A 26,075-nucleotide genomic window follows, 5' to 3' on the forward strand; every position below is an offset into this window, starting at 1 on the left:
CGGTCGGCCGGCGGGGTCAGGCGAAGAGCGGCCGGCGGTCCCACCGCAGCGACGCGCCGCCCCCGGCCCGCCACGCGCGCGCGACGAGATCCTCGTCGCGCTCGGTGACCAGGTTGCCCATGACCCGGACGGCCACCGTCATCAGCGCCGTCGAGCCCATCCCGACGGGCCCGGTGGCCGGCAGGAACCGCGGCAGCGTCAGCAGGCCGGCCAGCCGCCGGGCCGCGGAGAACGCCCGGCCGTAGCGTTCGCGCAGCAGAGCCGGCCACAGCTGCGTGAGGTCGTCCGCGCCGAGGACGCCGGCGACGAGCCGCCCACCCTCGAGGCCGTAATCGATGCCCTCGCCGTTGAGCGGGTTCACGCACGCCGCGGCATCACCGATCAGGGCCCAGTTCCGGCCCGCCACCCCGGACACCGCACCGCCCATCGGCAGCAGCGCCGACGCCACGCGGGTGGTCTCGCCGAGGCCCCACTCGCCGCGGCGCCGCGACGCGTACAGCTCGATCAGCGGCCGCAGCGATCCGGCGGCCGGTCGCTTCGCGGTCGCGAGGGTGCCCACGCCGATGTTGACCTCGCCGGTACCCAGTGGGAACACCCAGCCGTAGCCCGGGTGCAGCGCGCCTGCGTCGTCGCGTAACTCCAGGTGCGACGTGATCCACGGGTCGTCGCTGCGGGGGGAGGTGGCGTAGGCGCGGGCCGCGACCCCGTACGCCGTGTCGCGGTGCCACTGCCGGCCGAGCAGCTTGCCCAGCGGGGACCGGACCCCGTCCGCCACGACGAGCCGCTCGCACGCGACGGTGCGCCGACCGCCCGCGGTCGCGAAGGTCACACCGGTCACCCGCGACTCGTCGCGCTCGACGGCGACGGCCTTGGCGCCCTCGGCCGTACCGGCGCCCGACTCGACGGCGGCCCGGCGGATCCGGTCGTCGAGTTCGGTGCGCGGCACGGCGCTGCCCTGCGCCGGGAAGGAACCCGACGGCCACGGCAGCTCGAGGCTGCGGCCGAAACCCTCGAGCCGCAGGCCGCGGTTGACGGTGCGCGTGCGCACCCAGTCGCCGAGGCCGAGCCGGTCGAGCTCGGCCACCGCCCGCGGCGTCAGGCCGTCGCCGCACGTCTTGTCCCGGGGGAAGGTCGCGGCGTCGACGAGCAGCACGTCGCGCCCGGCGCGGGCCGCCCAGGCGGCGGCTGCCGACCCTGCGGGACCTGCGCCGACGACGAGCACGTCGGTACGGTCGGGGATCTCGGAAAGGTTGTGCCGCGGTTCGGACGCAGCGTGTTCTGCCACCACGGCTCCATCTTTCCAGGCACGGCTTCGGTGCCTCGGGGAGGTAGCCGCCCGGCGGAGCGGCTAGGTTCACTACCGTGGAGCCGATTCGACAGCGGACAGCAACAGCCGGGTCGACAGAACAGGATGGGTATCTCATCGTGAGCACTGAAGGGGCGGCGCAGTCCGCCGGTCCGTCCGGCGCGACGTCGGACACGGTGGTGGCCGGGGTGGACCTCGGCGATCCGGTCCTGGCGGCCGCCGTCCGGGACGGCCTCGCCCGGGTCGAGGAACTGCTGATCTCGGAGCTGTCCGACGGCGAGGACTTCCTGACCGAGGTCGCGCTGCATCTCGCCAAGGCCGGCGGCAAGCGGTTCCGTCCGCTGTTCACGCTCCTCACCGCCCAGCTCGGGCCGGAGCCGGACGATGCGGCGGTCGTCACGGCGGCGACCGCGGTCGAACTGGTGCACCTGGCCACGCTGTACCACGACGACGTGATGGACGAGGCCACCATGCGCCGGGGGGCGCCCAGCGCCAACGCGCGGTGGAGCAACAGCGTCGCCATCCTCGCCGGGGACTTCCTGTTCGCCCACGCGTCGCGGCTGGTGTCGACCCTCGGCCCCGACGCCGTGCGGACCATCGCCGAGACGTTCGCCGAACTCGTGACCGGGCAGATGCGAGAGACCATCGGCACCGGGAAGGAACGCGACCCGGTCGAGCACTACCTCAAGGTGGTGTGGGAGAAGACCGGCTCGCTGATCGCGACGAGCGGGCGGTTCGGCGGGACGTTCTCCGGCGCGGATGCGAAACAGATCGCACAACTGGAACGGCTCGGCGACGCCGTCGGCACCGCGTTCCAGATCGCCGACGACATCATCGACATCTCGTCGGCCTCGGTGGAGTCCGGCAAGACTCCGGGAACGGACCTGCGTGAGGGGGTCCACACCCTACCGGTGCTCTACGCCTTCCGCGAGTCCGGACCCGAGGCCGACCGGCTGCGGGAACTGCTGGCCGGGCCGGTGGAGGACGAGGCCGCCGTCGACGAGGCCCTGATGCTGCTGGCACGGTCGCCGGGGATGGCCGCCGCGAAGCGGACGCTGGGCGAGTACGCGGACAAGGCCCGCGCGGAGCTGGCGTCGCTGCCGTCGGGACCGGCGAACGAGGCCCTGCGACGGCTCGTCGACTACACGATTGCGCGCGTGGGGTAGACCCGGAAGCCGGGACGGCCGTTGCGGGGAGTGACGGTGGGGAACCCGCTCCCCGCCCTGTTTCGTTGAACATTCGAGCAAGATCGACGAATCGGGAAGAGGCGTGACGTGCACGGGTATGCGAACCGGCTGAAGACGGCGGGGCTCCTCATCGGGATGTCCGCCCTCATCGTGTTCATCGGCGCCCTGTTCCGGAACCCGACGATCCTGATCGGCTCGATCGTTCTCGCCGTCGGGATGAACGCCTACGCGTACTTCAACAGCGACAAGCTGGCGCTGCGTGCGATGCACGCCCAACCGATCACCGAGGTGGAGGCGCCGGTGGTGTACCGGATCGTGCGCGAGCTCGCGACCACGGCCCATCAGCCGATGCCCCGGCTGTACATCAGCCCGACCAATGCGCCCAACGCGTTCGCGACGGGCCGCGATCCCCGCCACGCGGCGGTGTGCTGCACCACCGGAATCCTGCAGATCCTGAACGAGCGGGAGCTGCGCGCCGTGCTCGGGCACGAGCTGTCGCACGTCTACAACCGGGACATCCTGATCTCGTCGGTGGCCGGGGCGATGGCGGCGGTGATCTCGGGGCTGGCGAATCTCGCACTGTTCGCGAACATGTTCGGCAACCGCGACCAGGGCACCAATCCGCTGGCTCTGCTGCTGGTGTCGCTGCTCGGGCCCATCGCGGCCACGGTCGTCCGGCTCGCCGTGTCGCGCTCGCGCGAGTATCAGGCGGATCAGTCCGGCGCCGAACTCACCGGCGATCCGCTGGCGCTGGCGTCGGCGCTGCGCAAGCTCGAGCGGGGCACCCAGGCGGCGCCGCTGCCGCCCGAACCCCGGATCGCCGCGCAGTCGCACATGATGATCGCCAACCCGTTCCGGGCGGGGGAGCGGGTGAGCCGGTTGTTCTCGACCCACCCGCCCATGGCCGAGCGCATCGACCGGCTCGAGCGCATGGCCCGCGGCGGGTAGCGCCCCGGGGGCCTACCGGTAGTTGACGAACTGCAGCGCGATGTCGAGGTCGGCGTTCTTGAGCAGTGCGATCACGGCCTGCAGGTCGTCGCGCTTCTTGCTGCTCACGCGCAGCTCCTCGCCCTGGATCTGCGCCTTGACACCCTTCGGGCCCTCGTCGCGGATCAGCTTGGAGATCTTCTTGGCGTTCTCGGTGCTGATGCCCTGCACCAGAGATCCGCTGATCTTGTAGACCTTGCCGGACTGAGTGGGCTCGCCGGCGTCGAATGACTTGAGGGAGAGATTGCGGCGGATCAGCTTCTCCTTGAACACCTCGAGGGCGGCATTGACGCGCTCCTCCGTGTCGGCGGTCAGGGTGACGGACTCCTCGCCGCTCCACTCGATGCTCGCCCCGGTGTTGCGGAAGTCGAAGCGGGTGCCGAGTTCCTTGGCGGCCTGGTTCAGCGCGTTGTCCACCTCCTGCCGGTCGACCTTGCTCACCACATCGAACGACGAATCAGCCACGAGCACTCCACTTCGGATCGGTTCTGTACGGGTTGCCGCCCCGACGCTATCGGGTGGCGCAGTGCCGCTGTCCACCCGGTTTGCACAACAGGGGGGTGTGCGTTGTATTGTTTCAAACGCGCCAGGGACACGGTCCCGATCGCGCCCGGCAGGTTGCCCGAGCGGCCAATGGGAGCGGACTGTAAATCCGTCGGCTTACGCCTACGTAGGTTCGAATCCTACACCTGCCACCAGAACGGCCCCGATCCGAACGGATCGGGGCCGTTCTGCATTGCAGCCGTTCGGGTACCGGGACGTCGTCCGTGCCGGGTCCCGCCGGCGCTCGAGGGCAGGGCCCGTGCCGGGGCGGGGCAGGGGAGCACCTCCCCGGATGCGCGCGGAAGCCGCCGGAAAGCCGATTTATGGCCCCTGAGCTGCTGATTTTGTTCCTGCAGAGGAGTGTGTGTAATCTTTTGGAGGCCGCAGCGAGCAGAGATGCTCACGGTGGTCGCGCCCCCTTAGCTCAGTCGGCAGAGCGTTTCCATGGTAAGGAAAAGGTCGACGGTTCGATTCCGTCAGGGGGCTCGCTGGATTGTGGTGCCGCCGTTGTTCGCGACACTCGACACCGAGGCGGTGTAGCTCAGTTGGTAGAGCAAACGACTCATAATCGTTGCGTCGCCGGTTCAAGTCCGGTCACCGCTACCAAAGTTGAATGAACCACCCTGATCGTCGTTGATCAGATTGACGCGAAAGAAGGCATCCCGTGGCCTCCTCAACCGACGTTCGGCCGAAGATCACCCTGGCCTGCGAGGTGTGCAAGCACCGCAACTACATCACGAAGAAGAACCGTCGCAACGACCCCGACCGGTTGGAGCTGAAGAAGTTCTGCCCCAACTGCGGCACTCATCGCGCCCACCGCGAGTCGAAGTAGTCGTACAGGGTCGACGTCGACGCGTGAGCTCTCCGCAAACTCGCCCACGCCGGCCGGCGTCCGGGCGAATTTGCGGGAGTTTTGCGTATGACGGGCATATCCGTGAGTGAAGAATCGGTCGTGGACGGCACCGAACAGGCCGGGATCCAGTTCGATGCAGCGGCACATGCGGCCTCGATGGTCGGCCATCACTATCGTGTCGAGGACTTCTACGAGGTCGGGCGCGAGAAGGTCCGCGAGTACGCGCGTGCCGTGCTGGACAACAATCCGGCGCACCACGACGAGGAAGCGGCCAAGGGCCTCGGCTACGACGGCCTCGTCGCTCCGCTGACCTTCGTCTCCATCGTCGGCATGATCGCCCAGCGCAAGCTGTTCGACGAGGTCGTCACCGGATACGACCTCAGCCAGATCATGCAGACGGACCAGCGGCTGGTGTTCCACCGGCCCATCCAGGTGGGCGATCGACTGTTCTGCGACGTGTACCTCGACGACTTCCGTCAGGCCGCCGGCAGCGACATCATCACCACCAAGAACATCATCACGGATCAGCACGACAACGTCGTGATGACCACGTGGACCACCCTGGTGGGCCGCACCGGTGGCGAGGTGGACGAGAACATCGCCCACGCAGTCAAGGATGTGATGATGCATGTCGCTCCGTAGGTTCGAGGACGTCTCGGTCGGGGAGGAGCTGCCCGCGCGGGTGGTCACGCTCACCCGCGGCAACCTCGTGAACTACGCGGGTGTATCGGGTGATCCCAACCCGATCCACTGGAGCGACGAGGTCGCCAAGCTCGCCGGCTTGCGCGATGTGGTCGGCCACGGCATGCTCTCCATGGGCATCGCGGCCGGCTTCGTCACCGACTGGCTCGGTGACCCAGGAGCGGTGACCGAGTACAACGTTCGGTTCACCAGTCCGGTCTACGTCGAGGCCCATCGGGCCGCCGAGGTGGAGTTCTCCGGCAAGGTCAAGTCGGTGGACGCGGACAGCAAGACAGCAGTGGTCGCGATCGTGGCAAAGTCCGAAGGGCGTAAGATCTTCGGGCGGGCCACGGCAACGGTCCGTCTGGCCTGACCGGCCGGGCGGATTGGGTTTGTCCCGGGGCTATGAAGTACACTAAGACTTCTGGGATCGCATAGCGCAGCGCGCTGCTCTCGAGGACCTCCACGGTCCGCGGGGTGGCGCGCATGTCATGTGGTCGCAGATGGGTCGATCGAAACGCCGGTTCCCGGCGGAGGCATCGACCAAAGGGGCGTAGCTCAATTGGCAGAGCAGCGGTCTCCAAAACCGCAGGTTGCAGGTTCAAGTCCTGTCGCCCCTGCCCCCGGACGGCCAGCGACCGAGAGGAACGATGTGAGCGAGGAGCGCGGTAAGCGCGACGGCGGTACTGCAGGGACTTCCAACCCTGTCGACGCCGGATCGGCGACCGACGCGACCCCCGACGCTTCCTCCGCGTCCGCTGCTCCCACCGGCAAGAGGTCCCAGCAGCGTTCGGCCGCTCCCGCGTCGACCGCGGTGGCTGCCACCCGGCGGCCCGATTCGAAGGCGCCAGCCAAGTCCGCCTCCCGCTCCGGTGCCCAGGGCACGGAGAACATCTTCAAGCGCCTGCGGCGCTTCTTCCGTGAGGTCCTCGCCGAGCTCCGCAAGGTGATCTGGCCGAATCGCAAGCAGCTGGTCACGTACACGACCGTCGTCGTGGTCTTCGTGGCGGTCATGACCGCGCTCATCTTTGGATTGGATCTGGCGTTCGTGAAGGGCGTCAGCTGGTTGTTCGGTTAGCGCGTCAGCGTGCCGGCGAATGTGATCGACGAGAGGAAAGTGCCCGGTGAGCACCCCCGAGAACGACTCCTACGAGCCCTCGGCCGAAGAGCGCGTTTCGGACGAGGTCTTTGTTGACGACTCCGTGACCGCGGACGCGGCCGACGAGTCGGCAGAGGCGGGCATCGAAACCGACGAGACGTCCGGCGACGAGCCCGAAGCGCCCGTGGAGGCACAGGCCGAAGAGGCACCGGCCGAAGAGGCACCGGCCGAAGAGGCACCGGCCGAGGAGGTCGATCCGGCGGAGGCCCTCGAGAAGCAGCTGCGGCTCGAGCCCGGCGACTGGTACGTCGTGCACTCCTACGCCGGCTACGAGAACAAGGTCAAGGCCAACCTCGAGACCCGCGTGCAGAACCTGGACCTGAGCGAGTACATCTTCCAGGTCGAGGTGCCCACCGAAGAGGTCACCGAGATCAAGAACGGCCAGCGCAAGCAGGTCAACCGCAAGGTCCTGCCGGGCTACATCCTGGTGCGCATGGAGCTGAACGACGAGTCGTGGGGCGCGGTGCGCAACACCCCCGGCGTCACCGGGTTCGTGGGTGCCACCTCGCGCCCGTCGCCGCTGACGATCAAAGAGGTCGTGAAGTTCCTGCTGCCGCAGCAGGCGAAGAAGAAGCCCGCCGCAGCCGCCGCCACGACCGCCGAGGGCGCCGCGACCGCCGTCAAGCCCGCCATCGAGGTGGACTTCGAGGTCGGCGAGTCCGTCACCGTGATGGACGGACCGTTCGCGACGCTGCCGGCTTCGATCAGCGAGGTCAACGCCGAGCAGCAGAAGCTCAAGGTCCTGGTGTCGATCTTCGGTCGTGAGACCCCGGTGGAGCTGTCCTTCAACCAGGTGTCGAAGATCTGAGGGTCCGACCCACTCAAGCTTGCGATAGCAGTACGCAAGAACCACACCGAGCAAGAAACTAGGAATAGAGATGCCCCCGAAGAAGAAGAAGATTGCCGGGCTCATCAAGCTCCAGATCCAGGCAGGTCAGGCCAACCCGGCTCCGCCGGTCGGCCCCGCCCTGGGTCAGCACGGCGTCAACATCATGGAGTTCTGCAAGGCGTACAACGCCGCGACCGAGTCGCAGCGCGGCAACGTCGTGCCGGTCGAGATCACGGTCTACGAGGACCGCTCGTTCGACTTCAAGCTGAAGACCCCGCCGGCCGCCAAGCTGCTGCTGAAGGCCGCGGGCGTGCAGAAGGGCTCCGGCGAGCCGCACAAGACCAAGGTCGCCAAGGTCACCATGGACCAGGTGCGCGAGATCGCCAAGACCAAGCAGGAAGACCTGAACGCCAACGACGTCGAGGCTGCCGCGAAGATCATCGCCGGCACCGCGCGTTCGATGGGCATCACGGTCGAGGGCTGAGCGCCGCGACGCGTTGTGACACCGCAGGGCTGACGAAGCCCCGGAGCAGGAACCCGTGGGAGGGCCGGCCAGGCTCGACAACCACGACCGAACCATTCACCTTCCGGTGACAAGTTAGGACAGAACAATGGCAAAGCGCAGCAAGGCGTACCTCGCCGCCGCTGAGAAGATCGACGCCTCGACGCTCTACAGCCCCCTCGCGGCCGCTCGGCTCGCGAAGGAGACCTCGTCGAAGAACTACGACGCCACCGTCGAGGTCGCCATGCGCCTCGGTGTGGACCCCCGCAAGGCGGACCAGATGGTCCGCGGCACGGTCAACCTGCCGCACGGCACCGGTAAGACCGCCCGCGTCATCGTGTTCGCGGTCGGCGAGAAGGCCGCCGAGGCCGAGGCCGCGGGTGCGGACGCCGTCGGCGCGGAGGACCTGATCGAGCGGATCCAGGGCGGTTGGCTGGACTTCGACGCCGCGATCGCGACCCCGGACCAGATGGCCAAGGTCGGCCGCATCGCGCGTGTCCTCGGTCCGCGCGGCCTGATGCCGAACCCGAAGACGGGTACGGTCACCCCGGCTGTCGCCAAGGCTGTCGCCGACATCAAGGGCGGCAAGATCAACTTCCGCGTCGACAAGAACTCGAACCTGCACTTCGTGATCGGCAAGGCGTCGTTCGACGACGCGAAGCTGGTGGAGAACTACGGTGCCGCCCTGGACGAGGTCCTGCGCGCGAAGCCGTCCACCGCGAAGGGGCGTTACGTCAAGAAGGTGACGATCGCGACCACCACCGGACCGGGCATCCCGGTGGACCCGTCGCGCACTCGCAACCTCCTGGAGGACGCCGAGTAGGAGGCTGGTCTCCAGTCTTCGCGGTCAGCGCACGAAATGGCCGGCACGGAACTGCTCCGTGCCGGCCGTTTTGCGTCCGCGCATCCGGTCGGGTACGCTTGCCTGCGGAGTTCGGCGCGTGCCGATCTTCACCCCGATCATGTTCTACCCAAGACCGTTGGTCACCGGATCCGCTCGCGGACTCGGTTGAAGGTCCGGGATTGCCCGGCGGCCCACGCAGGAGGACGAGGTAGGGGAGATACGACATCGGTTGCGATGCCGTCTTTCTCTCTGTACGCCCCGTGTGCCCTGCACCGGGGCGTTTTGCATTTTGCGGATTTCGAGTGGAACTTCCCGAGCGGGAAAACGACTGTTACTGAGAGGAGGCGAAGTATGGCAAAGCCTGAGAAGGTTTCTGCGGTTGCGGAGATCACCGAGCAGTTCAAGGACTCGACGGCCGCCGTGATCACGGAGTTCCGTGGTCTGTCGGTGACCAGTCTGACGCAGCTGCGACGCGCTCTCGGAGAGGGTGCCACCTACTCCGTCGCCAAGAACACCCTGGTCAAGCGCGCCGCCGCAGAGGCGGGCGTCGAGGGCCTTGACGACCTGTTCGTCGGACCGACCGCCATTGCGTTCATCAAGGGCGAGCCGGTCGACGCTGCGAAGGCCCTGAAGACCTTCGCGAAGGACAACAAGGCGCTCGTCATCAAGGGCGGCTACATGGACGGCGCTGCGCTGTCCGTGGATCAGGTCAACCAGATCGCGGACCTCGAGTCCCGCGAGGTGCTGTTGGCCAAGCTCGCCGGCGCGATGAAGGGCAACTTGGCAAAGGCCGCCGGCCTGTTCAATGCTCCTGCCTCGCAGGTGGCCCGTCTCGCGGCCGCTCTGCAGGAGAAGATGGCGGACCAGGAGTCTGCCGCAAGCTGATCCGCACCATCGCGAATCACTGACCCACCCACCCCGCGCGCCCCGGCGCGCATCCCATCCGGTCGCGGATCAGCGACATGGGATCCACAAGGAAGGACCGCCACCATGGCGAAGCTCACCACCGAAGAGCTGCTCGACGCGTTCAAGGAACTGACCCTCCTCGAGCTCTCGGAGTTCGTGAAGGCCTTCGAGGAGACCTTCGAGGTCACCGCTGCCGCTCCGGTCGCCGTCGCCGCTGCCGGTGCCCCGGCCGCCGCCGCCGAGGCCGAGTCCGAGCAGGACGAGTTCGACGTCATCCTCGAGGGTGCCGGCGACAAGAAGATCCAGGTCATCAAGGTCGTCCGTGAGATCGTCTCGGGTCTCGGCCTGAAGGAGGCCAAGGACCTCGTCGAGGGTGCTCCGAAGCCGATCCTGGAGAAGGTCGCCAAGGATGCCGCCGAGGCTGCCAAGGCGAAGCTCGAAGAGGCCGGCGCCAAGGTCGCCGTCAAGTAAGACGAACCCGGCTGCCCGACCGCACCGCGGTCGAGCGCTTCGGCAAGGCCGCTGCCCACGGACTCACGTCCGTGGGCAGCGGCCTTTTCGCGCATTCGTGACCGGTTTGCCGAGCGCGCGGAAACCATCCGCGCTAAGTTGACGTCGGTGCCGCACGGGGACGGCATAAGCGCAGGTCATACCCCTGATCGAAGGGGGTTATGCCCGAGTTGACCTGTGTTCTTACTCGCTAGTAGGATCCCGTGTCACAGGTAACACTTCGATGCGCTACAGTGACGCAATCCACAGTGGGGAACAGCATCGAGCCGTGCGGAGGTAATGGTGGGAGTCGAAGTAGCTGTCGAGGGGTTGACGAAGTCCTTCGGGTCTCAGCGGATCTGGCAGGACGTGACGTTGACGCTGCCGGCGGGTGAGGTGTCGGCGCTGCTGGGCCCGTCGGGTACGGGCAAGTCGGTGTTCCTCAAGTCGCTGATCGGTCTGCTGCGGCCGGAGCGGGGCTCGATCGTCATCGACGGCACCGACATCCTGCAGTGCTCCTCGAAGGAGCTCTACGAGATCCGCAAGCTGTTCGGGGTGCTGTTCCAGGACGGTGCGCTGTTCGGGTCGATGAACCTCTACGACAACGTGGCGTTCCCGCTGCGCGAGCACACCAAGAAGTCCGAGTCCGAGATCCGCAAGATCGTGATGGAGAAGCTCGAGCTCGTCGGTCTGCTCGGCGCCGAGGACAAGCTGCCCGGCGAGATCTCCGGCGGCATGCGCAAGCGGGCCGGGCTGGCGCGGGCGCTGGTGCTCGATCCGCAGATCATCCTGGTCGACGAGCCGGACTCGGGGCTGGATCCGGTGCGCACCACCTACATCAGCCAGACGCTGATCGACATCAACGCCGAGATCGACGCGACGATCCTGATCGTCTCGCACAACATCAACCTGGCGCGGACGGTGCCGGACAACATCGGGATGCTGTTCCGTCGGGAGCTGGTGATGTTCGGTCCGCGCGAGGTGCTGCTCACCAGTGACGAGCCGGTGGTCAAGCAGTTCCTCAACGGCACGATGATCGGGCCGATCGGGATGTCGGAGGAGAAGGACGAGGCGACGATGGCGCAGGAGCAGGCCCTCGTCGACGCCGGGCACCACGCCGGTGGGGTGGAGGACGTCGAGGGCATCGTGCCGCAGATGAAGGCCACCCCGGGGATGCCCGAGCGGCAGGCCGTCGCCCGCCGGCAGGAGCGCGTGCGGCACATCCTGCACACCCTGCCCGAGGCCGCCCAGCAGGCCATCCTCGAGTCCTTCGAGGAGACCGGCGGGACGCACGCCGCGCCGGCCTACCCCGAGCATTCCTTCCGCGACGACGACACGCAGGTCATCCCGGCGTACCCCGGTCACGGGTACGACGAGTCCGCCCGCCACAGAAGCTAGGAGCACACATGGGGGTCGGATCGGGCACCAGCTCGTTCGTGCGTCCGATACACGGTGCACTCACCCAGGCCGGAAACATCGTCGAGTTGTTCGTCGACGTCGTGCGGAACACCTTCCGCCGGCCGTTCCAGTTCCGCGAGTTCATCGAGCAGGCGTGGTTCATCGCGAGCGTCACGATCCTGCCCACCGCCCTCGTGGCAATCCCGTTCGGCGCTGTGGTCTCGCTGCAGACCGGGTCGCTGATCAAGCAGCTCGGCGCGGAGTCGTTCACCGGCGCCGCCAGCGTGCTGGCCGTGATCCAGCAGGGCAGTCCCATCGTGACCGCGCTGCTGATCGCCGGCGCGGCCGGCTCCGCGGTCACCGCCGATCTCGGATCGCGCACCATCCGCGAGGAGATCGATGCCATGGAGGTGCTCGGCATCAACCCCGTGCAACGCCTGGTGGTCCCGCGCGTGCTCGCGATGGTTCTCATCGCGCTGCTGCTCAACGGACTCGTCTCCGTCGTCGGCATCGCCGGCGGCTACTTCTTCAACGTGATCCTGCAGGGCGGTACCCCGGGCGCCTACCTGGCGTCCTTCTCGGCCCTCGCCCAGTTGCCCGACCTCTACGTGGCCGAGATCAAGGCGGCGATCTTCGGTGTCATCGCCGGCGTCGTCGCGGCCTACAAGGGCCTGCACCCCGGTGCCGGACCGAAGGGGGTCGGCGAGGCCGTCAACCAGACCGTCGTCATCACCTTCCTTCTGTTGTTCTTCGCGAACCTGATCCTGACGATGGTGTACCTGCAGATCGTTCCGGCGAAGGGATCCTGACTCGATGACAATCGCAAAGGGCCGCGGAGACGTCATCTGGCTCCGCGGGCGCAGAATCGTGCGCGCTCCTCTCGACATGCTGGATCGGGCAGGCGACCAGATGTCGTTCTACGCGCGGGCCATCGCGTGGACCCCGCGCACCCTCGTCCACTACCGCAAGGAGGTGCTGCGGCTGCTCGCCGAGGTCACCTTCGGCAGCGGCGCGCTCGCCGTCATCGGCGGCACCATCGGTGTCATCGCCATGATGTCCGGTTTCACCGGCGTCGTCGTGGGTCTGCAGGGCTACGCCGCCCTCGAGCAGCTCGGCTCCTCGGTGCTCACCGGCTTCCTGTCGGCGTACGTCAACACGCGTGAACTCGCCCCGATCGTCGCGGCCCTGGCGCTGTCGGCGACGGTGGGCTGTGGCTTCACCGCCCAGCTCGGTGCGATGCGGATCAGCGAGGAGATCGACGCGCTCGAGGTGATGGCGGTGCCGTCGGTGCCGTTCCTCGTCACCTCCCGGATGATCGCCGGTTTCGTCGCCGTCATCCCGCTGTACATCATCGGCCTGCTCGCCGCGTACCTCGCGACACGCGTGATCAGCACCCTGTTCAACGGGCAGTCGTCGGGTTCGTACGACCACTACTTCAATCTGTTCCTGCCGCCCGAGGACGTGCTGTACTCCTTCGGGAAGGTCCTCGTCTTCGCCTTCTTCCTGATCCTCATCCACTGCTACTACGGCTTCAACGCCAGCGGGGGACCCGCGGGCGTCGGCGTGGCCGTCGGCCGTGCAGTGCGCACCGCGATCGTCACGATCGCCGTGCTCGACTTCTTCCTCAGCCTCGCCATCTGGGGCACCACCACGACCGTGAGGGTGGCCGGATGAACCCGACTCCCTCGACCCTCAAGCGGAGGGTTCTCGGCCTGCTGTTCTTCGTCGTGCTGGGTCTGTTCCTGTTCGTCACCATCGCGATGTACAACAAGACGTTCAAGAAGGTCGTCGAGGTGGACCTCGTGACCGACGAGGTCGGCAACGCGCTGCCGATGAACGCGGACGTGAAGGTGCGCGGACTGATCGTCGGCGAGGTCCGCGGCACGTCGGCCGAGAGCGGGACGGTGACCGCACATCTCGCGCTCGAACCGGACAAGGCCGGCCTGATCCCCGCGAACGCGACCGCACAGCTGCTGCCGAAGACGTTGTTCGGGGAGCGTTACGTCTCGCTGATCCTCCCGGACCGGCCGGCGCGCCCGATCCAGGCGGGGGACACCCTGATGCAGGACACGAGCGCCGAGACCGTCGAACTCGGCGAGGTGCTCGACGGGCTGCTGCCCCTGCTCGAGGCCATCCCACCGCAGGATCTCGCGAACACCCTCGGCGCCCTGGCCCAGGGCCTGAGCGGCCGCGGCGAGACCCTCGGGCAGACCGTGGACCGGCTCGAGCAGGTGTTCCGCGAGGTGAACGTGGAGCTCCCGGCCGTGCAGGAGGACCTGCGCGGGCTCGCGGACTTCTCCCAGACCTACTCCGACGCCGCGCCCGATCTGATCAGCGCCCTCGACAACCTGCGCACCACCGGCAACACCGTGGTGGAACAGGAGAACCAGCTCGAGACTCTGCTGGTCACGGCGACGGGGGCGTCGTCGGCGACCGCCGGGCTGCTCGAGCAGAACGCCGGGTCGATCATCAGCATCGCCGCCGACTCCAAGCAGGCCCTGCAGTTGCTGGCCCGGTACTCGCCGTCGTACCCGTGCATGCTGAAGGGCTTCGCCGACGCGGCACCCGCGGCTGCGGGGGTGCTCGCGGCCGACGACCCGTTCCCCGGCGTGCGGGCGAGCGTCCAGTTCGTCAATCCGAAGGGCCGGTACCTGCCGAACCAGGACGAGCCGCGCCTGCTCGACGTCCGCGGCCCCACCTGCTACGACAACGTCACGGCCCCGGGCCGGTTCTTCCCGCAGTACCCCGGCGGTTCGATCAACGACGGCTCCTACCAGGTGCCGTCCCGCAACCCGGGCCCGGAGACCATGTCGTACTTCCCGGCCCCCGAGGGGTCCGGGGTGCCGGACGACGTCGGCGAGCTGATCGGGACGACCCCGGCGACGACGCAGGTCTCGTACACCGGGTCGCGGGCCGAGCAGGACGCCCTCGGCGTCGTGTACGCGGAGGCGACGGGCATCGCGCCCGAGGACGTGCCGACCTGGACGACGCGCCTGGGCGCGCCCGCACTGCGTGGAACGGAGGTGAGCTTCCGATGAGAGGCCTGGCAGCACCGCTGATCAAGCTGATCGTCTTCGCCGTGGTCACGATCCTCGCCACCGGAATGCTCGCGGCGACCATCGCGAGCCTCGGCGGCGGCGGAGGCACGAAATTCCACGCGATCTTCACGGACGTGACGTCGCTCAACGAGGGCGACGACATCCGAATCGCCGGCGTCCGCGTCGGCCAGGTCGAGAAGATCGAGATCGTCGACCGGCGCGAGGCGCGCGTGACGTTCTCGATGTCCGACCGGGACTGGCTGCCCGCCGCGACGACCGCGACGATCCGCTACCGGACGCTCGTCGGCCAGCGCTACATCGCCCTCGACCAGGGCGAGGGCATGCAGGGGATGAAGCTGACCGGCGGCGACACCATCCCGCTGGAGCGCACCAAGCCGGCCGTGAACCTGACCACCCTGTTCAACGGGTTCCGGCCCCTGTTCCAGACCCTGAGCGCCGAGGACGTCAACACGCTGTCGTCGCAGATAGTCCAGGTGTTCCAGGGCGAGGCCGGAACCATCGACGACCTGGTGCGCACGACGGCGAGCCTGACCAACACGATCGCCGACAAGGACCGGGTCATCGGTGCGGTCATCGACAACCTGAACTCGGTGCTCACCAACATCAACGAGCGGGACGATCAGCTCGACTCGTTGCTCGTCAACACGCAGGCGCTGGTCAGCGGGCTGGCCGCCGACCGCGACACGGTGGGTGCGGCCGTGCAGTCGCTGGCCGGGCTGACGGACGCGACGGCCGATCTGCTCGAGCCGACCCGGCCGGCCATCGCCGGCTCCGTCACGGCGGTGCAGCAGCTCGGGGCGAACCTGAACAGCAACCGCGACGCGGTCGACGAGGTCCTCGCCACCCTTCCGGTCAAGCTCGAGAAGCTGGGCCGGGTCGCGAGCTACGGGTCGTGGTTCCAGTTCTACCTGTGCGGCATCGACGTGATCGCCGGCCCGGGTTCGGTTCCGTACCTGAACCTGCCGACCGGCCTGCCCACGGTGAACCAGCCGATCTACACCAACGCCGCCAAGCGGTGCACGCAGGACGGGATGCAGGAGTTGCAGGGACGATGAGCAGACGTCGCAGTCCGGCCGTGTCCGGCGCCCTCGGGATTCTCGTGGTCCTGCTGGCCACCCTGTCGGCGTTCTTCCTGGATTCGCTGCCGATCATCGGGGCCGGCGCCACCTACCGCGCGGAGTTCACCGAGGCGGCCGGCCTCAAGCCCACCAACGAGGTGCGCATCGCCGGAGTCAAGGTCGGTCAGGTCACCGACATCGAGCTCGACGGGGACCGGGTGCTCGTGTCGTTCAAGGTCAAGGACGCCTGGCTCGGCAACGACACCTCGGCCTCGATCCAGATCAAGACGATCCTCGGCCAGAAGTACCTCGCCCTCGAGCCGCGGGGCACCGAGGTGCTCGACCCGGATGATCGGATCCCGTTGTCGCGCACCGTAGCCCCGTACGACGTGATCGAGGCGTTCTCGTCCGCGGCCACCACCCTGGGCGAGATCGACTCGGAACAGCTGGCCACGAGCTTCGACACGCTCTCGGAGGCGTTCTCGCAGACACCGGACGACATCCGGGCCTCGCTCGACGGAGTCACCCGGCTCTCGCAGACCGTTGCGAGCCGGGACCAGGAGCTCAAACGGCTGCTCGAGGCGACCGGCCGGACCTCGCAGATCCTCGCCGACCGCAACGCGGAGTTCAACCGGCTGATCAGCGACGGCGCCCTGCTGATCGCAGAACTCAACAACCGGCAGCAGGCCATCTCGCAGCTGCTGACGGGCACGCAGCGGCTGTCTGCCGAGCTGACCGGTCTGGTCCGCGACAACGAGGCGACGATCGGCCCGGCGCTCGACCAGCTCCGGGGAGTGGTGCAGATCCTGCAGGACCGCAACGACGATCTGGACCGCGCGATGAAGCTGTACGAGCCGTTCGTCCGGCTGTACTCGAATGTCGTCGGCAACGGCCGCTGGTTCGACCAGGTCGTCGTGAACCTCATTCCGCCCGGATTGCCGGAGATCCCCGGATACCGCGATCCGGTTCGCACGTTGGGAGAGAACTGATGTCGCATGCCGAGTCCGGTGGCGGCTCACGGCGCGGCCCGATGGTGCTGCTGATCGCCGCGATCACCGCGGCCGTGGTACTGATCGCCGGTGTGCTGTGGTGGGTCTTCAACCGCATGGGAACCACCGAGATCACGGCCTACTTCGACAAGGCCGTCGGGGTGTACGAGGGGTCCGGTGTCCGGGTCCTCGGCGTCGAGGTCGGCAAGGTCACCGCGGTCGTCCCCGAAGGGGACCAGGTGCGGGTGGACATGCGGGTCGACCGCGGCGTCGACATCCCCGCCGACGCCAAGGCCGTGCAGATCACCCCGTCGGTCGTCGCGGACCGCTACGTGCAGCTCGCCCCGGTGTACACCGGCGGCGAGACGATGGCCGACGGCGCCGTCATCCCGCGGGAACGGACCGCCACCCCGGTGGAGGTGGACCAGCTGTACGCCAGCGTCGACGAGCTGTCGCGGGCGCTCGGTCCCGAGGGTGCCAACAAGGACGGCGCCCTGACGCGCTTCGTGGAGACCGGCGCCGAGAATCTCGAAGGCAACGGTGCCGCGCTCGGCCAGACCATCGAGCAGCTCTCCGCCGCGTCGCGCACGCTCAACGAGTCGCGCGGCGACCTGTTCGGCACCATCGAGAACCTGCAGATCTTCGTGTCCGCGCTGGCGGCCAACGATCAGCAGGTGCGCGAGTTCAACGCGCAGTTGTCGGACCTGTCGGGCTATCTGGCCGGCGAGCGGGAGAATCTCGGGCTCGCGCTGAACCAGCTGTCGGAGTCGCTCGGGGTGGTCGCGCAGTTCGTCAACGACAATCAGGCGGCGTTGAAGGACAACGTGGACGCTCTGGTCCCGGTGACGAACAACCTTGCCGCCAACCGGGATTCACTGGTGAACTCGCTGACCCTGCTGCCCCTGGCGGTGAGCAACCTCGTCAACTCCTACGACGCGGAGTCCGGGTCGCTCGCCTCCCGCCTGGTGGTGACCGATCTGCAGGATCCGGCGGGCGTGATGTGCAAGCTCATCGACCTCGGTCGGCTCGTGCCGGGTGACCCGAGGTTCGAGCAGCTCGGCCGGCAGATGCAGCCGCTGATCGATCAGTGTTCCGGCCTCGCCGAGCAGATCACCAACGACGTCCGGACGCCGGATCTGATCCTGCCGTTCGGCGTCCTGAGCGGCGAGAACATCCAGCGCCGGGTGGTTCCCGGCACGGTGCCCGGTGTCGAGTCACCGCGCCTGGACCTGGAGAGGGGCGGACAGTGAGACGCTCGGCGATTCTCGGTGCCGGGGCCTGCGTGACGGCCCTGGCGGTGTCGGGGTGCGGCGGGGCCGCGAGCCTCCCCCTGCCCGGTGGTGCGGACGTCGGGTCCGACCCGATCCACGTGACCGTGCAGTTCGACGACGTGCTCGACCTCGTGCCGCAGTCCACCGTCAAGGTGGACGGCGTGCCCGTCGGCCGGGTGGAGACGGTCTCCGTCGGTCCCGACGGGTGGACCGCCGACGTCGGGATCGTGGTCGACTCGGCAGTGGAGCTGCCGGCCAACGCGTATGCCGCGGTGGAACAGACCAGTCTGCTGGGCGAGAAGTTCGTCCAGCTCAGTCCGCCGCCGAGCGACCCGTCGCGCGAACTGCTCGCCGACGGCGACGTCATTCCGCTGGACCGGACCCGGCACGCCACGGAACTCGAGCCCGTGCTCGGCGCCCTCTCGCTGCTGCTCAACGGCGGCGGCGTCGGCCAGCTGCAGCCGGTGGTCGAGGAGCTGTCCACCGCGTTCGAGGGCCGGGAAGGCACCACGAAGAGCCTTCTGCAACAGGCGGATCGGCTCATCGACGGTCTCAACCAGCAGCGCGACGACATCACCCGCGCCCTCGACGGCCTCGATGTGCTCACCGTCCGGGTCGCGGAACAGAACGACCGCATCGCGGCGATCCTCGACGACCTGCCGGTGGCCACCGCGGTGCTCGAACAGCAGCGGCCCCAGCTGACCGAACTGCTCGGTCAGCTCGACCGCCTGGGGACGGTGGGCACCGACGTGCTCGACCAGTCCAAGGAGGACCTCATCGCCGACCTGCTGGCCCTGCGCCCCACCCTGCAGCAGCTCGCCGCTTCCGGCGACGATCTGGTGAAGGCGCTGCCGTTCATCCCGACGGTGCCGTTCCCCGACGGGGTCGAGAAGATCGCCCTCGGTGGCTCGGTCAACCTGTTCCTCGCCGTGGACCTGCAGATCGGGGACGCGCTGGCCTCGCTCGGCGTCGGTCAGGGCGAGCCGGTCTACCGGCAGCCGAAGTTCGGCGAGCCCAAGCCCGTCGTGGATCCGTCGAACCCGTACTACAACGGCAACGGGCCGAGGCCGGGCTGGCCGACGGTCTCGCTGCTGCCGGTGCTGCCGGCGCCGAAGCTGCCCGTGGGACTCGAACTGCCGCCGGGGGTGACGCTGCCCGGTCAGCCGGCCGCGGCGGCGGACACCGGCGACGACCCGGCGCCGGCCAATCCGCTGGAGGGCCTGTTGAACCAGCTCGGAGTCGGGGGAGGGCGATGATGAGATCGCGAATGCTGCGGATACAGCTGGTCGCGTTCGTGGTGATCGCGCTGCTCGGGGTGGTGTTCGTCGGCGCGCGGTACGTCCGCCTCGACAACCTGCTCGGGTTCGGGCAGTACACCGTCCACGCACGGTTCGCCGATTCGGGCGGCATCTTCACCAACGCCGAGGTCACCTACCGGGGCGTGCCGGTGGGGCGGGTCGGCGAGCTCGGCCTGACCGAGGACGGCATCGACGTCACGCTGCTCCTCGACAACGGCGGGCCGCAGATCCCCGCGTCCACCCGTGCCGTGGTGGCGAACCGGTCGGCGATCGGCGAGCAGTACGTCGATCTGCAACCGGATACCGACGAGGGCCCCTACCTCGAAGCGGGATCGGTCATCGGCCAGGAAGCCACCGACGTGCCCGTGCCCGTGCAGGACCTGCTGGTGAGCACGAACGCGCTCGTCCGGTCGGTGCCGGTGGACTCGCTGCGCACGGTGGTGACCGAGCTGGGGGCGGCGTTCGACGGCCGCGGTGGCCAGCTGCAGACCCTCGTGGACTCCCTGGCCCAGCTCAGCGACGCCGGAGTGCAGTACCTGCCGCAGACGGTGTCGCTGATCCGCGACAGCCAAACGGTGCTCGACACCCAGTCGGTGCAGGCGTCGGCGATCCGGCAGTTCAGCGCGGATCTGGACCTGGTGACCGCGCAGCTGCGCGACAGCGACCCGGACGTCCGTCGCCTCCTCGAGACCGGGACGGCGGCGAGCGAGGAGCTCACGCAGCTGGTCGCGGATTCGGGCCCCGGCCTGACGGCGAACCTGACGAACCTGGCGCTGCTCGGCGACAAGCTCGGCCCGCAGGCCGTCGCGTTGCAGCCGCTGCTCGCGTTCCTGCCGGCCGTGGCGGCCAGCGCCGGGACGGTGGCGCCCGGCGACGGCACGGTCCGGCAGGGCATCCTGCTCGAGACGAACAACCCGCCGTCGTGCACCCTCGGGTACGAGGGCACTCAGGCGATCCTCGACGAGATGCAGCGCCGGGATCCCAACTTCGACGACACCCAACAGGACTTTCCGTTCAACACGGAGGCGTCCTGTGAGGCCCCGCAGGGCAGCGTCACCGGCGTGCGGAGCGCGAACCGGATCGTGTTCGCCGACCCGGCGACGATCCAGCCGTGGGACTTCACGCCGAAGCAGGATCCGGACAAGCTCAATCTGAATCCGATCGCGACGCAGCTCGCGCCGTTGCTCGGAGTCACCCCGAAGTAGGTAAGTAGGTTGGTGCAGTGACCGCAGACACGACGTCCCGTCCCCCGCAGACGGCGGGGGCGGGCGGCGACAAGATACGCAGGATCGTCCTGGCAGTGGTGAGCGTGCTGGCGGTGATCGCCCTCGTGGCGGCCGCCTGGTTCGGCTTCGGATGGGGGCGGGCCCTGCTCGCCGACCGCCCGACGGCCGATGCGCGGGACGCCGCCCTGTCCGGGGCGATGCAGGCCGCGATCAACCTCAACAGCGTCGACGCCGCCGACGTCGACCGGTCGATCGAGAACATGCGTTCGTCGATCACCGGTGAGGCCCTGAACAGCGACCTGGCCGCGACGGAGCAGCAGATCCGTCAGCAGGTGGCACAGACGGGCACGGGCATGTCGGCGAACGTGCTGTTCGGCTCCCTGACGGCGCTGGACACGGACGCGAACACGGCGAACGCCCTGATCGTCCTGGCGGTGAAGACCACCTGGCCCGACAACTTCGTCGAGAACAAGGTCACCGTGAACGTGGCGATGCGCAAGGACGGCGACATCTGGAAGGCGGAGACGATCCAGCCGCTGGACTCGGTGCAGCTCGGCGGCGGGCCCGTGGAAGGAGCGCAGCAACCCGCGCCGCCGGCCGATCCCGCGCCCGTGCCGGGCGATCCTGCGCCCGCACCGGCCGATCCCGGATCCGCCGGAGGCGAGTGAGCCATGAAGGAGAGTGTGTAGTGCCCCCGCAGCGTCGCAAGCCCAATCCGATGGGTCCCCCGAGGGGCCGGCGGCCCAAGATCGCGGGAACGGGCCGGACCCCGGCCCCGGGCGGTGCCGCCCGCCCCGAGACCCCCGAGCCCGCGACGACCGAGCCCGCGACGACCGAGCCCGCGACGATCGAGCCCGCGACGACCGAGTCCGCGACGACCGGGCCCGCGACCACCGGGCCCGCGACGACCGGGTCCGAGCCGTCCGCGACCACCGCGCCGCAGGCGCCCACACCGGCCCCGGTGGAGCCGGCCGGGAAAGCCCCCACGGCTTCCGGGTCCGAGACGGCCCGCAAGAGCGCTCCCGGCCTGCGCACGCCGGCACCGGTCGAGGACGCCGGAGCGGAGCGGGAGCCGGGGGAGCAGCCCGGCGGCACCGTCGCGCGCGGCAGCTGGCGCCCGGTGGCGATCCTCGGCGGTGCCGCGGTCGCACTCGGTGCGTTCGCCGCGGTCGCTGCCGCCCGTCCCGGCGCGACGGTGAGCAACGAGGCGTGGGTCGACAGCGCCGCGACGGCGGAGGTCACCGCTGCCGCCGGCCATGCGATCGAGACGATGCACGGCTACAACCACGAGACGATCGAGCAGGACTTCGCCGAGATCCGCGAGGTCCTCACCCCGCCGATGCGGGAGGAGTTCGACCTGACCGCGGAGGTCACCAAGCAGGCCGCGGTGCAGACGCACACCGCGACGGAGGTGCGGATCGACCACATCGGTGCGTCGATGCTCGACGACGACCGCGCCGAGGTCGCGGCGTTCATCAGCGTCAGCGCGACGGGCGACGCGGTCGCCCAGGGCAGTGCGTCGGCGCCGCTGCTGGTGCGGATGGAGAGGATCGACGGCAAGTGGCTGGTCTCCGAGATCCGGGACCGGTGACGGACGTTCCGACGGGACAATCGGCCTGGTTGCTCTTGACGCGGGCGGCGTGAGCGGTCACTCTATCGGTACGCACGCACGAATACGCGTCCTGGGCGCCCGGGGTCGGGCGCTTCTTTTCGTGCCGTCGCTCGACATCTGCGACTTTTGGGTGTAAGTTCGGACTTTGCGCTGGCTGCCTCCTGTCCATCCTTCGACCGCATCGCCGGGAGCGTTGCCCTTCGGGGCTCGTTCCGCCGACTTCGTGGTGGGGTTGTCGTTCGGGTTGCGACCAGCGATAACGCCCCACATGAAGAAGCAGGTACAGCGGCGGTCGCACCGGTTGGAGCGGCCCGCGTGAGGTGCTGGAAGGACGCATCTTGGCAGTCTCTAGCCAGACCAAGGCAGTTGCCGGAATCCCCGGAGCCCCGAAGAGGGTGTCGTTCGCGAAGATTCGCGAACCTCTCGAAGTCCCTGGGCTCCTCGATCTACAGACAGATTCCTTCGAATGGCTGATCGGCTCGGAGCGCTGGCGCGCGCTCGCTGCCGAGCGCGGTGACGGCCCCGTCGTCGGTGGCCTCGAGGAGATCCTGGCGGAGCTCTCTCCGATCGAGGACTTCTCCGGGTCGATGTCCCTGTCCTTCTCCGATCCGCGCTTCGACGAGGTCAAGGCCTCGGTCGAGGAGTGCAAGGACAAGGACATGACGTACGCGGCGCCGCTGTTCGTCACTGCCGAGTTCATCAACAACAACACCGGCGAGATCAAGAGCCAGACGGTCTTCATGGGTGACTTCCCGATGATGACCGACAAGGGCACCTTCATCATCAACGGCACCGAGCGTGTCGTCGTCTCGCAGCTGGTGCGCTCCCCGGGCGTGTACTTCGACCGCGCGGTCGACAAGAGCACCGAGAAGGACCTGCACAGCGTCAAGGTGATCCCGGGCCGCGGCGCGTGGCTCGAGTTCGACGTCGACAAGCGCGACACCGTCGGCGTGCGGATCGACCGCAAGCGCCGCCAGCCGGTCACCGTGCTGCTCAAGGCCCTCGGCTGGACCAACGAGCAGATCGTCGAGCGCTTCGGCTTCTCCGAGATCATGATGTCCACCCTCGAGAAGGACAACACGGCCGGCACCGACGAGGCGCTGCTCGACATCTACCGCAAGCTGCGCCCGGGCGAGCCGCCCACCAAGGAGAGCGCGCAGACCCTGCTGGAGAACCTCTTCTTCAAGGACAAGCGCTACGACCTGGCGCGCGTGGGACGTTACAAGATCAACAAGAAGCTGGGCCTGAACGCCGGCCAGCCGATCGAGGCGTCGACCCTCACCGAGGAAGACATCGTCGCCACGATCGAGTACCTGGTGCGCCTGCACGCGAGCGAGACCACCATGACGGCGCCCGGCGGCGTCGAGGTTCCCGTCGAGGTCGACGACATCGACCACTTCGGCAACCGTCGCCTGCGCACCGTCGGCGAGCTCATCCAGAACCAGATCCGCGTCGGCCTGTCCCGCATGGAGCGCGTCGTCCGCGAGCGGATGACCACCCAGGACGTCGAGGCCATCACGCCGCAGACGCTGATCAACATCCGTCCCGTCGTGGCCGCGATCAAGGAGTTCTTCGGAACCTCCCAGCTGTCGCAGTTCATGGACCAGAACAACCCGCTGTCGGGCCTGACCCACAAGCGCCGCCTCTCGGCGCTCGGCCCCGGTGGTCTGTCCCGTGAGCGGGCCGGCCTCGAGGTCCGCGACGTCCACCACTCGCACTACGGCCGCATGTGCCCGATCGAGACGCCGGAAGGCCCGAACATCGGCCTGATCGGCTCCCTGTCGGTGTACGCGCGGGTCAACCCGTTCGGTTTCATCGAGACCCCGTACCGCAAGGTCGAGGGCGGCATCGTCACCGACCAGGTCGACTACCTGACCGCCGACGAGGAGGACCGCCACGTCGTGGCGCAGGCCAACTCGCCGGTCGACGCCGACGGCCGCTTCACCGAGGAGCGCGTCCTCGTCCGCAAGAAGGGCGGCGAGGTCGAGTTCGTCGCGGCGACCGAGGTCGACTACATGGACGTCTCGCCGCGGCAGATGGTGTCGGTGGCCACGGCCATGATCCCGTTCCTCGAGCACGACGACGCCAACCGTGCCCTCATGGGTGCGAACATGCAGCGTCAGGCCGTGCCGCTGGTGCGCAACGAGGCCCCGGTCGTCGGTACCGGCATGGAGCTGCGTGCCGCCGTCGATGCCGGCGACGTCGTCGTCACCGAGAAGTCGGGCGTGATCGAGGAGGTCTCGGCCGACTTCATCACCGTGATGGCCGACGACGGCACCCGTCGCACCTACCGGCTGCGCAAGTTCGACCGCTCGAACCAGGGCACCTGCTCGAACCAGCGGCCGATCGTGGACGAGGGCCAGCGCGTCGAGTCCGGCCAGGTCCTCGCCGACGGCCCCTGCACCGAGAACGGTGAGATGGCGCTCGGCAAGAACCTGCTCGTGGCGATCATGCCGTGGGAAGGCCACAACTACGAGGACGCGATCATCCTGTCGCAGCGCCTCGTGGAGGAGGACGTGCTCACCTCGATCCACATCGAGGAGCACGAGATCGACGCCCGCGACACCAAGCTCGGTGCCGAGGAGATCACCCGCGACATCCCCAACGTCTCCGACGAGGTCCTCGCGGACCTCGACGAGCGCGGCATCGTGCGCATCGGTGCCGAGGTGCGCGACGGCGACATCCTCGTCGGCAAGGTCACCCCGAAGGGCGAGACCGAGCTGACCCCCGAGGAGCGGCTGCTGCGCGCGATCTTCGGCGAGAAGGCCCGCGAGGTGCGCGACACGTCGCTGAAGGTGCCGCACGGCGAGACCGGCAAGGTCATCGGCGTCCGCGTGTTCTCGCGCGAGGACGACGACGATCTGCCCCCGGGTGTCAACGAGCTGGTCCGCGTGTACGTGGCGCAGAAGCGCAAGATCCAGGACGGCGACAAGCTCGCCGGCCGGCACGGCAACAAGGGCGTCATCGGCAAGATCCTCCCGCAGGAGGACATGCCGTTCCTGCCCGACGGCACCCCGGTCGACATCATCCTCAACACCCACGGTGTTCCGCGTCGTATGAACATCGGCCAGATCCTCGAGACGCATCTCGGCTGGATCGGCAAGGCCGGCTGGAACGTCCAGGTGGCCGGGGACGGCGAGCGTCCGGAGTGGGCGAAGAACCTGTCCGACGACATGCTCGCCGCCGAGCCGAACACCAACATCGCCACCCCGGTGTTCGACGGTGCCCGCGAGGACGAGCTGACGGGCCTGCTGGGCTCCACGCTGCCGAACCGCGACGGCGAGGTCATGGTCGGCCCCGACGGCAAGGCGACGCTGTTCGACGGTCGCTCCGGCGAGCCGTTCCCGTACCCGGTGTCGGTCGGCTACATGTACATCATCAAGCTGCACCACCTGGTCGACGACAAGATCCACGCGCGTTCGACCGGCCCGTACTCGATGATCACCCAGCAGCCGCTCGGTGGTAAGGCGCAGTTCGGTGGCCAGCGCTTCGGTGAGATGGAGTGCTGGGCCATGCAGGCCTACGGTGCGGCGTACACGCTGCAGGAGCTGCTCACCATCAAGTCGGACGACGTGGTGGGCCGCGTGAAGGTCTACGAGGCCATCGTGAAGGGCGAGAACATCCCGGAGCCGGGCATCCCCGAGTCCTTCAAGGTGCTCCTCAAGGAGCTCCAGTCGCTGTGCCTGAACGTGGAGGTGCTGTCCAGCGACGGCGCGGCCATCGCGATGGCCGACGGCGACGACGAGGACCTCGAGCGGGCGGCGGCCAACCTGGGCATCAACCTTTCCCGCAACGAGTCGGCCACGGTCGACGACCTCGCGAACTAGGAGCCGACCCGATGAGATACGCCCCGCTCAGCCGGCGCGTATCTCATCGGG

At 68.4% G+C, this 26,075-nt stretch carries 25 protein-coding genes and 4 tRNA genes; 27 read left to right on the plus strand and 2 right to left on the minus strand.

The genetic code is table 11. From position 1 onward, the window contains the following. Positions 1-16: 16 nt before the first annotated feature. Positions 17-1,288 (minus strand): geranylgeranyl reductase family protein, encoded by a 1,272-nt coding sequence (locus JYA75_RS12725; RefSeq protein ID WP_203330079.1) that lies wholly within the window; start codon positions 1,286-1,288, stop codon positions 17-19. A 137-nt stretch (positions 1,289-1,425) separates the two neighbouring features. On the opposite strand from JYA75_RS12725, the gene JYA75_RS12730 reads away from it, so the two are divergent. Both JYA75_RS12730 and htpX read left to right on the plus strand, forming a co-directional pair. After that, positions 1,426-2,472: a polyprenyl synthetase family protein gene (locus tag JYA75_RS12730; protein ID WP_006940861.1), complete on the plus strand. Its 1,047-nt coding sequence runs from the start codon at positions 1,426-1,428 to the stop codon at positions 2,470-2,472. Between the two features lie 108 nt (positions 2,473-2,580). Continuing rightward, on the plus strand, positions 2,581-3,441 hold the full coding sequence (gene htpX / locus JYA75_RS12735; RefSeq protein ID WP_006940863.1) for a zinc metalloprotease HtpX: 861 nt from the start codon (positions 2,581-2,583) through the stop codon (positions 3,439-3,441). 12 nt (positions 3,442-3,453) lie between these two features. Here the strand turns inward: htpX and JYA75_RS12740 are convergent, their stop codons facing one another. Further along, positions 3,454-3,945, minus strand: coding sequence for a YajQ family cyclic di-GMP-binding protein (locus JYA75_RS12740; RefSeq protein ID WP_006940864.1), 492 nt, complete (start codon positions 3,943-3,945; stop codon positions 3,454-3,456). Between the two features lie 147 nt (positions 3,946-4,092). Between JYA75_RS12740 and JYA75_RS12745 the strand changes: the two genes are divergently transcribed. The 25 genes from JYA75_RS12745 (at position 4,093) to JYA75_RS12865 (ending at position 26,024) form a co-directional block, all read left to right on the plus strand. Beyond that, positions 4,093-4,178: transfer RNA gene (locus JYA75_RS12745), tRNA-Tyr, on the plus strand. 258 nt (positions 4,179-4,436) lie between these two features. Beyond that, a tRNA-Thr gene (locus JYA75_RS12750) sits at positions 4,437-4,509 on the plus strand. Positions 4,510-4,553: 44 nt separating this feature from the next. Further along, positions 4,554-4,629: transfer RNA gene (locus JYA75_RS12755), tRNA-Met, on the plus strand. Between the two features lie 58 nt (positions 4,630-4,687). Then, positions 4,688-4,855: a 50S ribosomal protein L33 gene (rpmG, locus tag JYA75_RS12760; RefSeq protein WP_003937613.1), complete on the plus strand. Its 168-nt coding sequence runs from the start codon at positions 4,688-4,690 to the stop codon at positions 4,853-4,855. An 87-nt stretch (positions 4,856-4,942) separates the two neighbouring features. Further along, positions 4,943-5,518 carry a (3R)-hydroxyacyl-ACP dehydratase subunit HadA gene (gene hadA / locus JYA75_RS12765; RefSeq protein ID WP_006940869.1) on the plus strand — a complete coding sequence of 192 codons (576 nt, stop codon included), beginning with the start codon at positions 4,943-4,945 and terminating at the stop codon, positions 5,516-5,518. After that, on the plus strand, positions 5,505-5,930 hold the full coding sequence (hadB, locus tag JYA75_RS12770) for a (3R)-hydroxyacyl-ACP dehydratase subunit HadB (RefSeq protein WP_006940870.1): 426 nt from the start codon (positions 5,505-5,507) through the stop codon (positions 5,928-5,930). Before hadA ends, hadB begins: the two co-directional genes overlap by 14 nt. A gap of 174 nt (positions 5,931-6,104) precedes the next feature. Next, positions 6,105-6,177: transfer RNA gene (locus JYA75_RS12775), tRNA-Trp, on the plus strand. A gap of 32 nt (positions 6,178-6,209) precedes the next feature. Then, positions 6,210-6,635 (plus strand): preprotein translocase subunit SecE, encoded by a 426-nt coding sequence (secE, locus tag JYA75_RS12780; RefSeq protein ID WP_050035600.1) that lies wholly within the window; start codon positions 6,210-6,212, stop codon positions 6,633-6,635. A gap of 46 nt (positions 6,636-6,681) precedes the next feature. After that, entirely contained in the window at positions 6,682-7,524 is an 843-nt protein-coding gene (nusG, locus tag JYA75_RS12785) for a transcription termination/antitermination protein NusG (RefSeq protein WP_161995952.1), read from the plus strand. 70 nt (positions 7,525-7,594) lie between these two features. Then, complete coding sequence (gene rplK / locus JYA75_RS12790) at positions 7,595-8,029, plus strand: 50S ribosomal protein L11 (RefSeq protein ID WP_003937618.1); 435 nt, start codon at positions 7,595-7,597, stop codon at positions 8,027-8,029. A gap of 127 nt (positions 8,030-8,156) precedes the next feature. Continuing rightward, on the plus strand, positions 8,157-8,870 hold the full coding sequence (gene rplA / locus JYA75_RS12795; RefSeq protein ID WP_006940876.1) for a 50S ribosomal protein L1: 714 nt from the start codon (positions 8,157-8,159) through the stop codon (positions 8,868-8,870). Positions 8,871-9,242: 372 nt separating this feature from the next. Then, complete coding sequence (gene rplJ, locus JYA75_RS12800; protein WP_006940886.1) at positions 9,243-9,776, plus strand: 50S ribosomal protein L10; 534 nt, start codon at positions 9,243-9,245, stop codon at positions 9,774-9,776. A gap of 105 nt (positions 9,777-9,881) precedes the next feature. Continuing rightward, entirely contained in the window at positions 9,882-10,268 is a 387-nt protein-coding gene (rplL, locus tag JYA75_RS12805; RefSeq protein WP_006940888.1) for a 50S ribosomal protein L7/L12, read from the plus strand. Between the two features lie 318 nt (positions 10,269-10,586). Continuing rightward, positions 10,587-11,684 (plus strand): ABC transporter ATP-binding protein, encoded by a 1,098-nt coding sequence (locus JYA75_RS12810; protein ID WP_029545069.1) that lies wholly within the window; start codon positions 10,587-10,589, stop codon positions 11,682-11,684. Between the two features lie 8 nt (positions 11,685-11,692). After that, positions 11,693-12,493 carry an ABC transporter permease gene (locus JYA75_RS12815; protein WP_006931311.1) on the plus strand — a complete coding sequence of 267 codons (801 nt, stop codon included), beginning with the start codon at positions 11,693-11,695 and terminating at the stop codon, positions 12,491-12,493. A gap of 4 nt (positions 12,494-12,497) precedes the next feature. Beyond that, positions 12,498-13,358, plus strand: coding sequence for an ABC transporter permease (locus JYA75_RS12820; RefSeq protein ID WP_029545068.1), 861 nt, complete (start codon positions 12,498-12,500; stop codon positions 13,356-13,358). Further along, positions 13,355-14,722 (plus strand): MCE family protein, encoded by a 1,368-nt coding sequence (locus tag JYA75_RS12825; RefSeq protein ID WP_006931309.1) that lies wholly within the window; start codon positions 13,355-13,357, stop codon positions 14,720-14,722. The genes JYA75_RS12820 and JYA75_RS12825 overlap by 4 nt, the downstream gene beginning before the upstream one ends. Beyond that, positions 14,719-15,798 carry an MlaD family protein gene (locus JYA75_RS12830; protein WP_006931307.1) on the plus strand — a complete coding sequence of 360 codons (1,080 nt, stop codon included), beginning with the start codon at positions 14,719-14,721 and terminating at the stop codon, positions 15,796-15,798. The genes JYA75_RS12825 and JYA75_RS12830 overlap by 4 nt, the downstream gene beginning before the upstream one ends. Then, on the plus strand, positions 15,795-16,790 hold the full coding sequence (locus JYA75_RS12835) for an MCE family protein (RefSeq protein ID WP_003937627.1): 996 nt from the start codon (positions 15,795-15,797) through the stop codon (positions 16,788-16,790). Before JYA75_RS12830 ends, JYA75_RS12835 begins: the two co-directional genes overlap by 4 nt. Next, positions 16,790-18,040, plus strand: coding sequence for an MCE family protein (locus JYA75_RS12840; protein ID WP_006931305.1), 1,251 nt, complete (start codon positions 16,790-16,792; stop codon positions 18,038-18,040). The genes JYA75_RS12835 and JYA75_RS12840 overlap by 1 nt, the downstream gene beginning before the upstream one ends. After that, a complete protein-coding gene (locus JYA75_RS12845; RefSeq protein WP_006931303.1) occupies positions 18,037-19,317 on the plus strand; it encodes an MCE family protein in 1,281 nt (426 codons plus the stop codon). The genes JYA75_RS12840 and JYA75_RS12845 overlap by 4 nt, the downstream gene beginning before the upstream one ends. After that, positions 19,317-20,564 (plus strand): MlaD family protein, encoded by a 1,248-nt coding sequence (locus JYA75_RS12850; protein WP_050035598.1) that lies wholly within the window; start codon positions 19,317-19,319, stop codon positions 20,562-20,564. Before JYA75_RS12845 ends, JYA75_RS12850 begins: the two co-directional genes overlap by 1 nt. A gap of 95 nt (positions 20,565-20,659) precedes the next feature. Next, a complete protein-coding gene (locus JYA75_RS12855; protein WP_050035597.1) occupies positions 20,660-21,253 on the plus strand; it encodes a hypothetical protein in 594 nt (197 codons plus the stop codon). A gap of 20 nt (positions 21,254-21,273) precedes the next feature. Beyond that, positions 21,274-22,176 (plus strand): hypothetical protein, encoded by a 903-nt coding sequence (locus tag JYA75_RS12860; RefSeq protein WP_050035596.1) that lies wholly within the window; start codon positions 21,274-21,276, stop codon positions 22,174-22,176. A 341-nt stretch (positions 22,177-22,517) separates the two neighbouring features. Then, a complete protein-coding gene (locus JYA75_RS12865; RefSeq protein WP_029545057.1) occupies positions 22,518-26,024 on the plus strand; it encodes a DNA-directed RNA polymerase subunit beta in 3,507 nt (1,168 codons plus the stop codon). Positions 26,025-26,075: the final 51 nt, after the last annotated feature.

The sequence above is a fragment of the Rhodococcus sp. PSBB066 genome (assembly GCF_017068255.1).
GTDB lineage: Bacteria > Actinomycetota > Actinomycetes > Mycobacteriales > Mycobacteriaceae > Rhodococcus > Rhodococcus aetherivorans.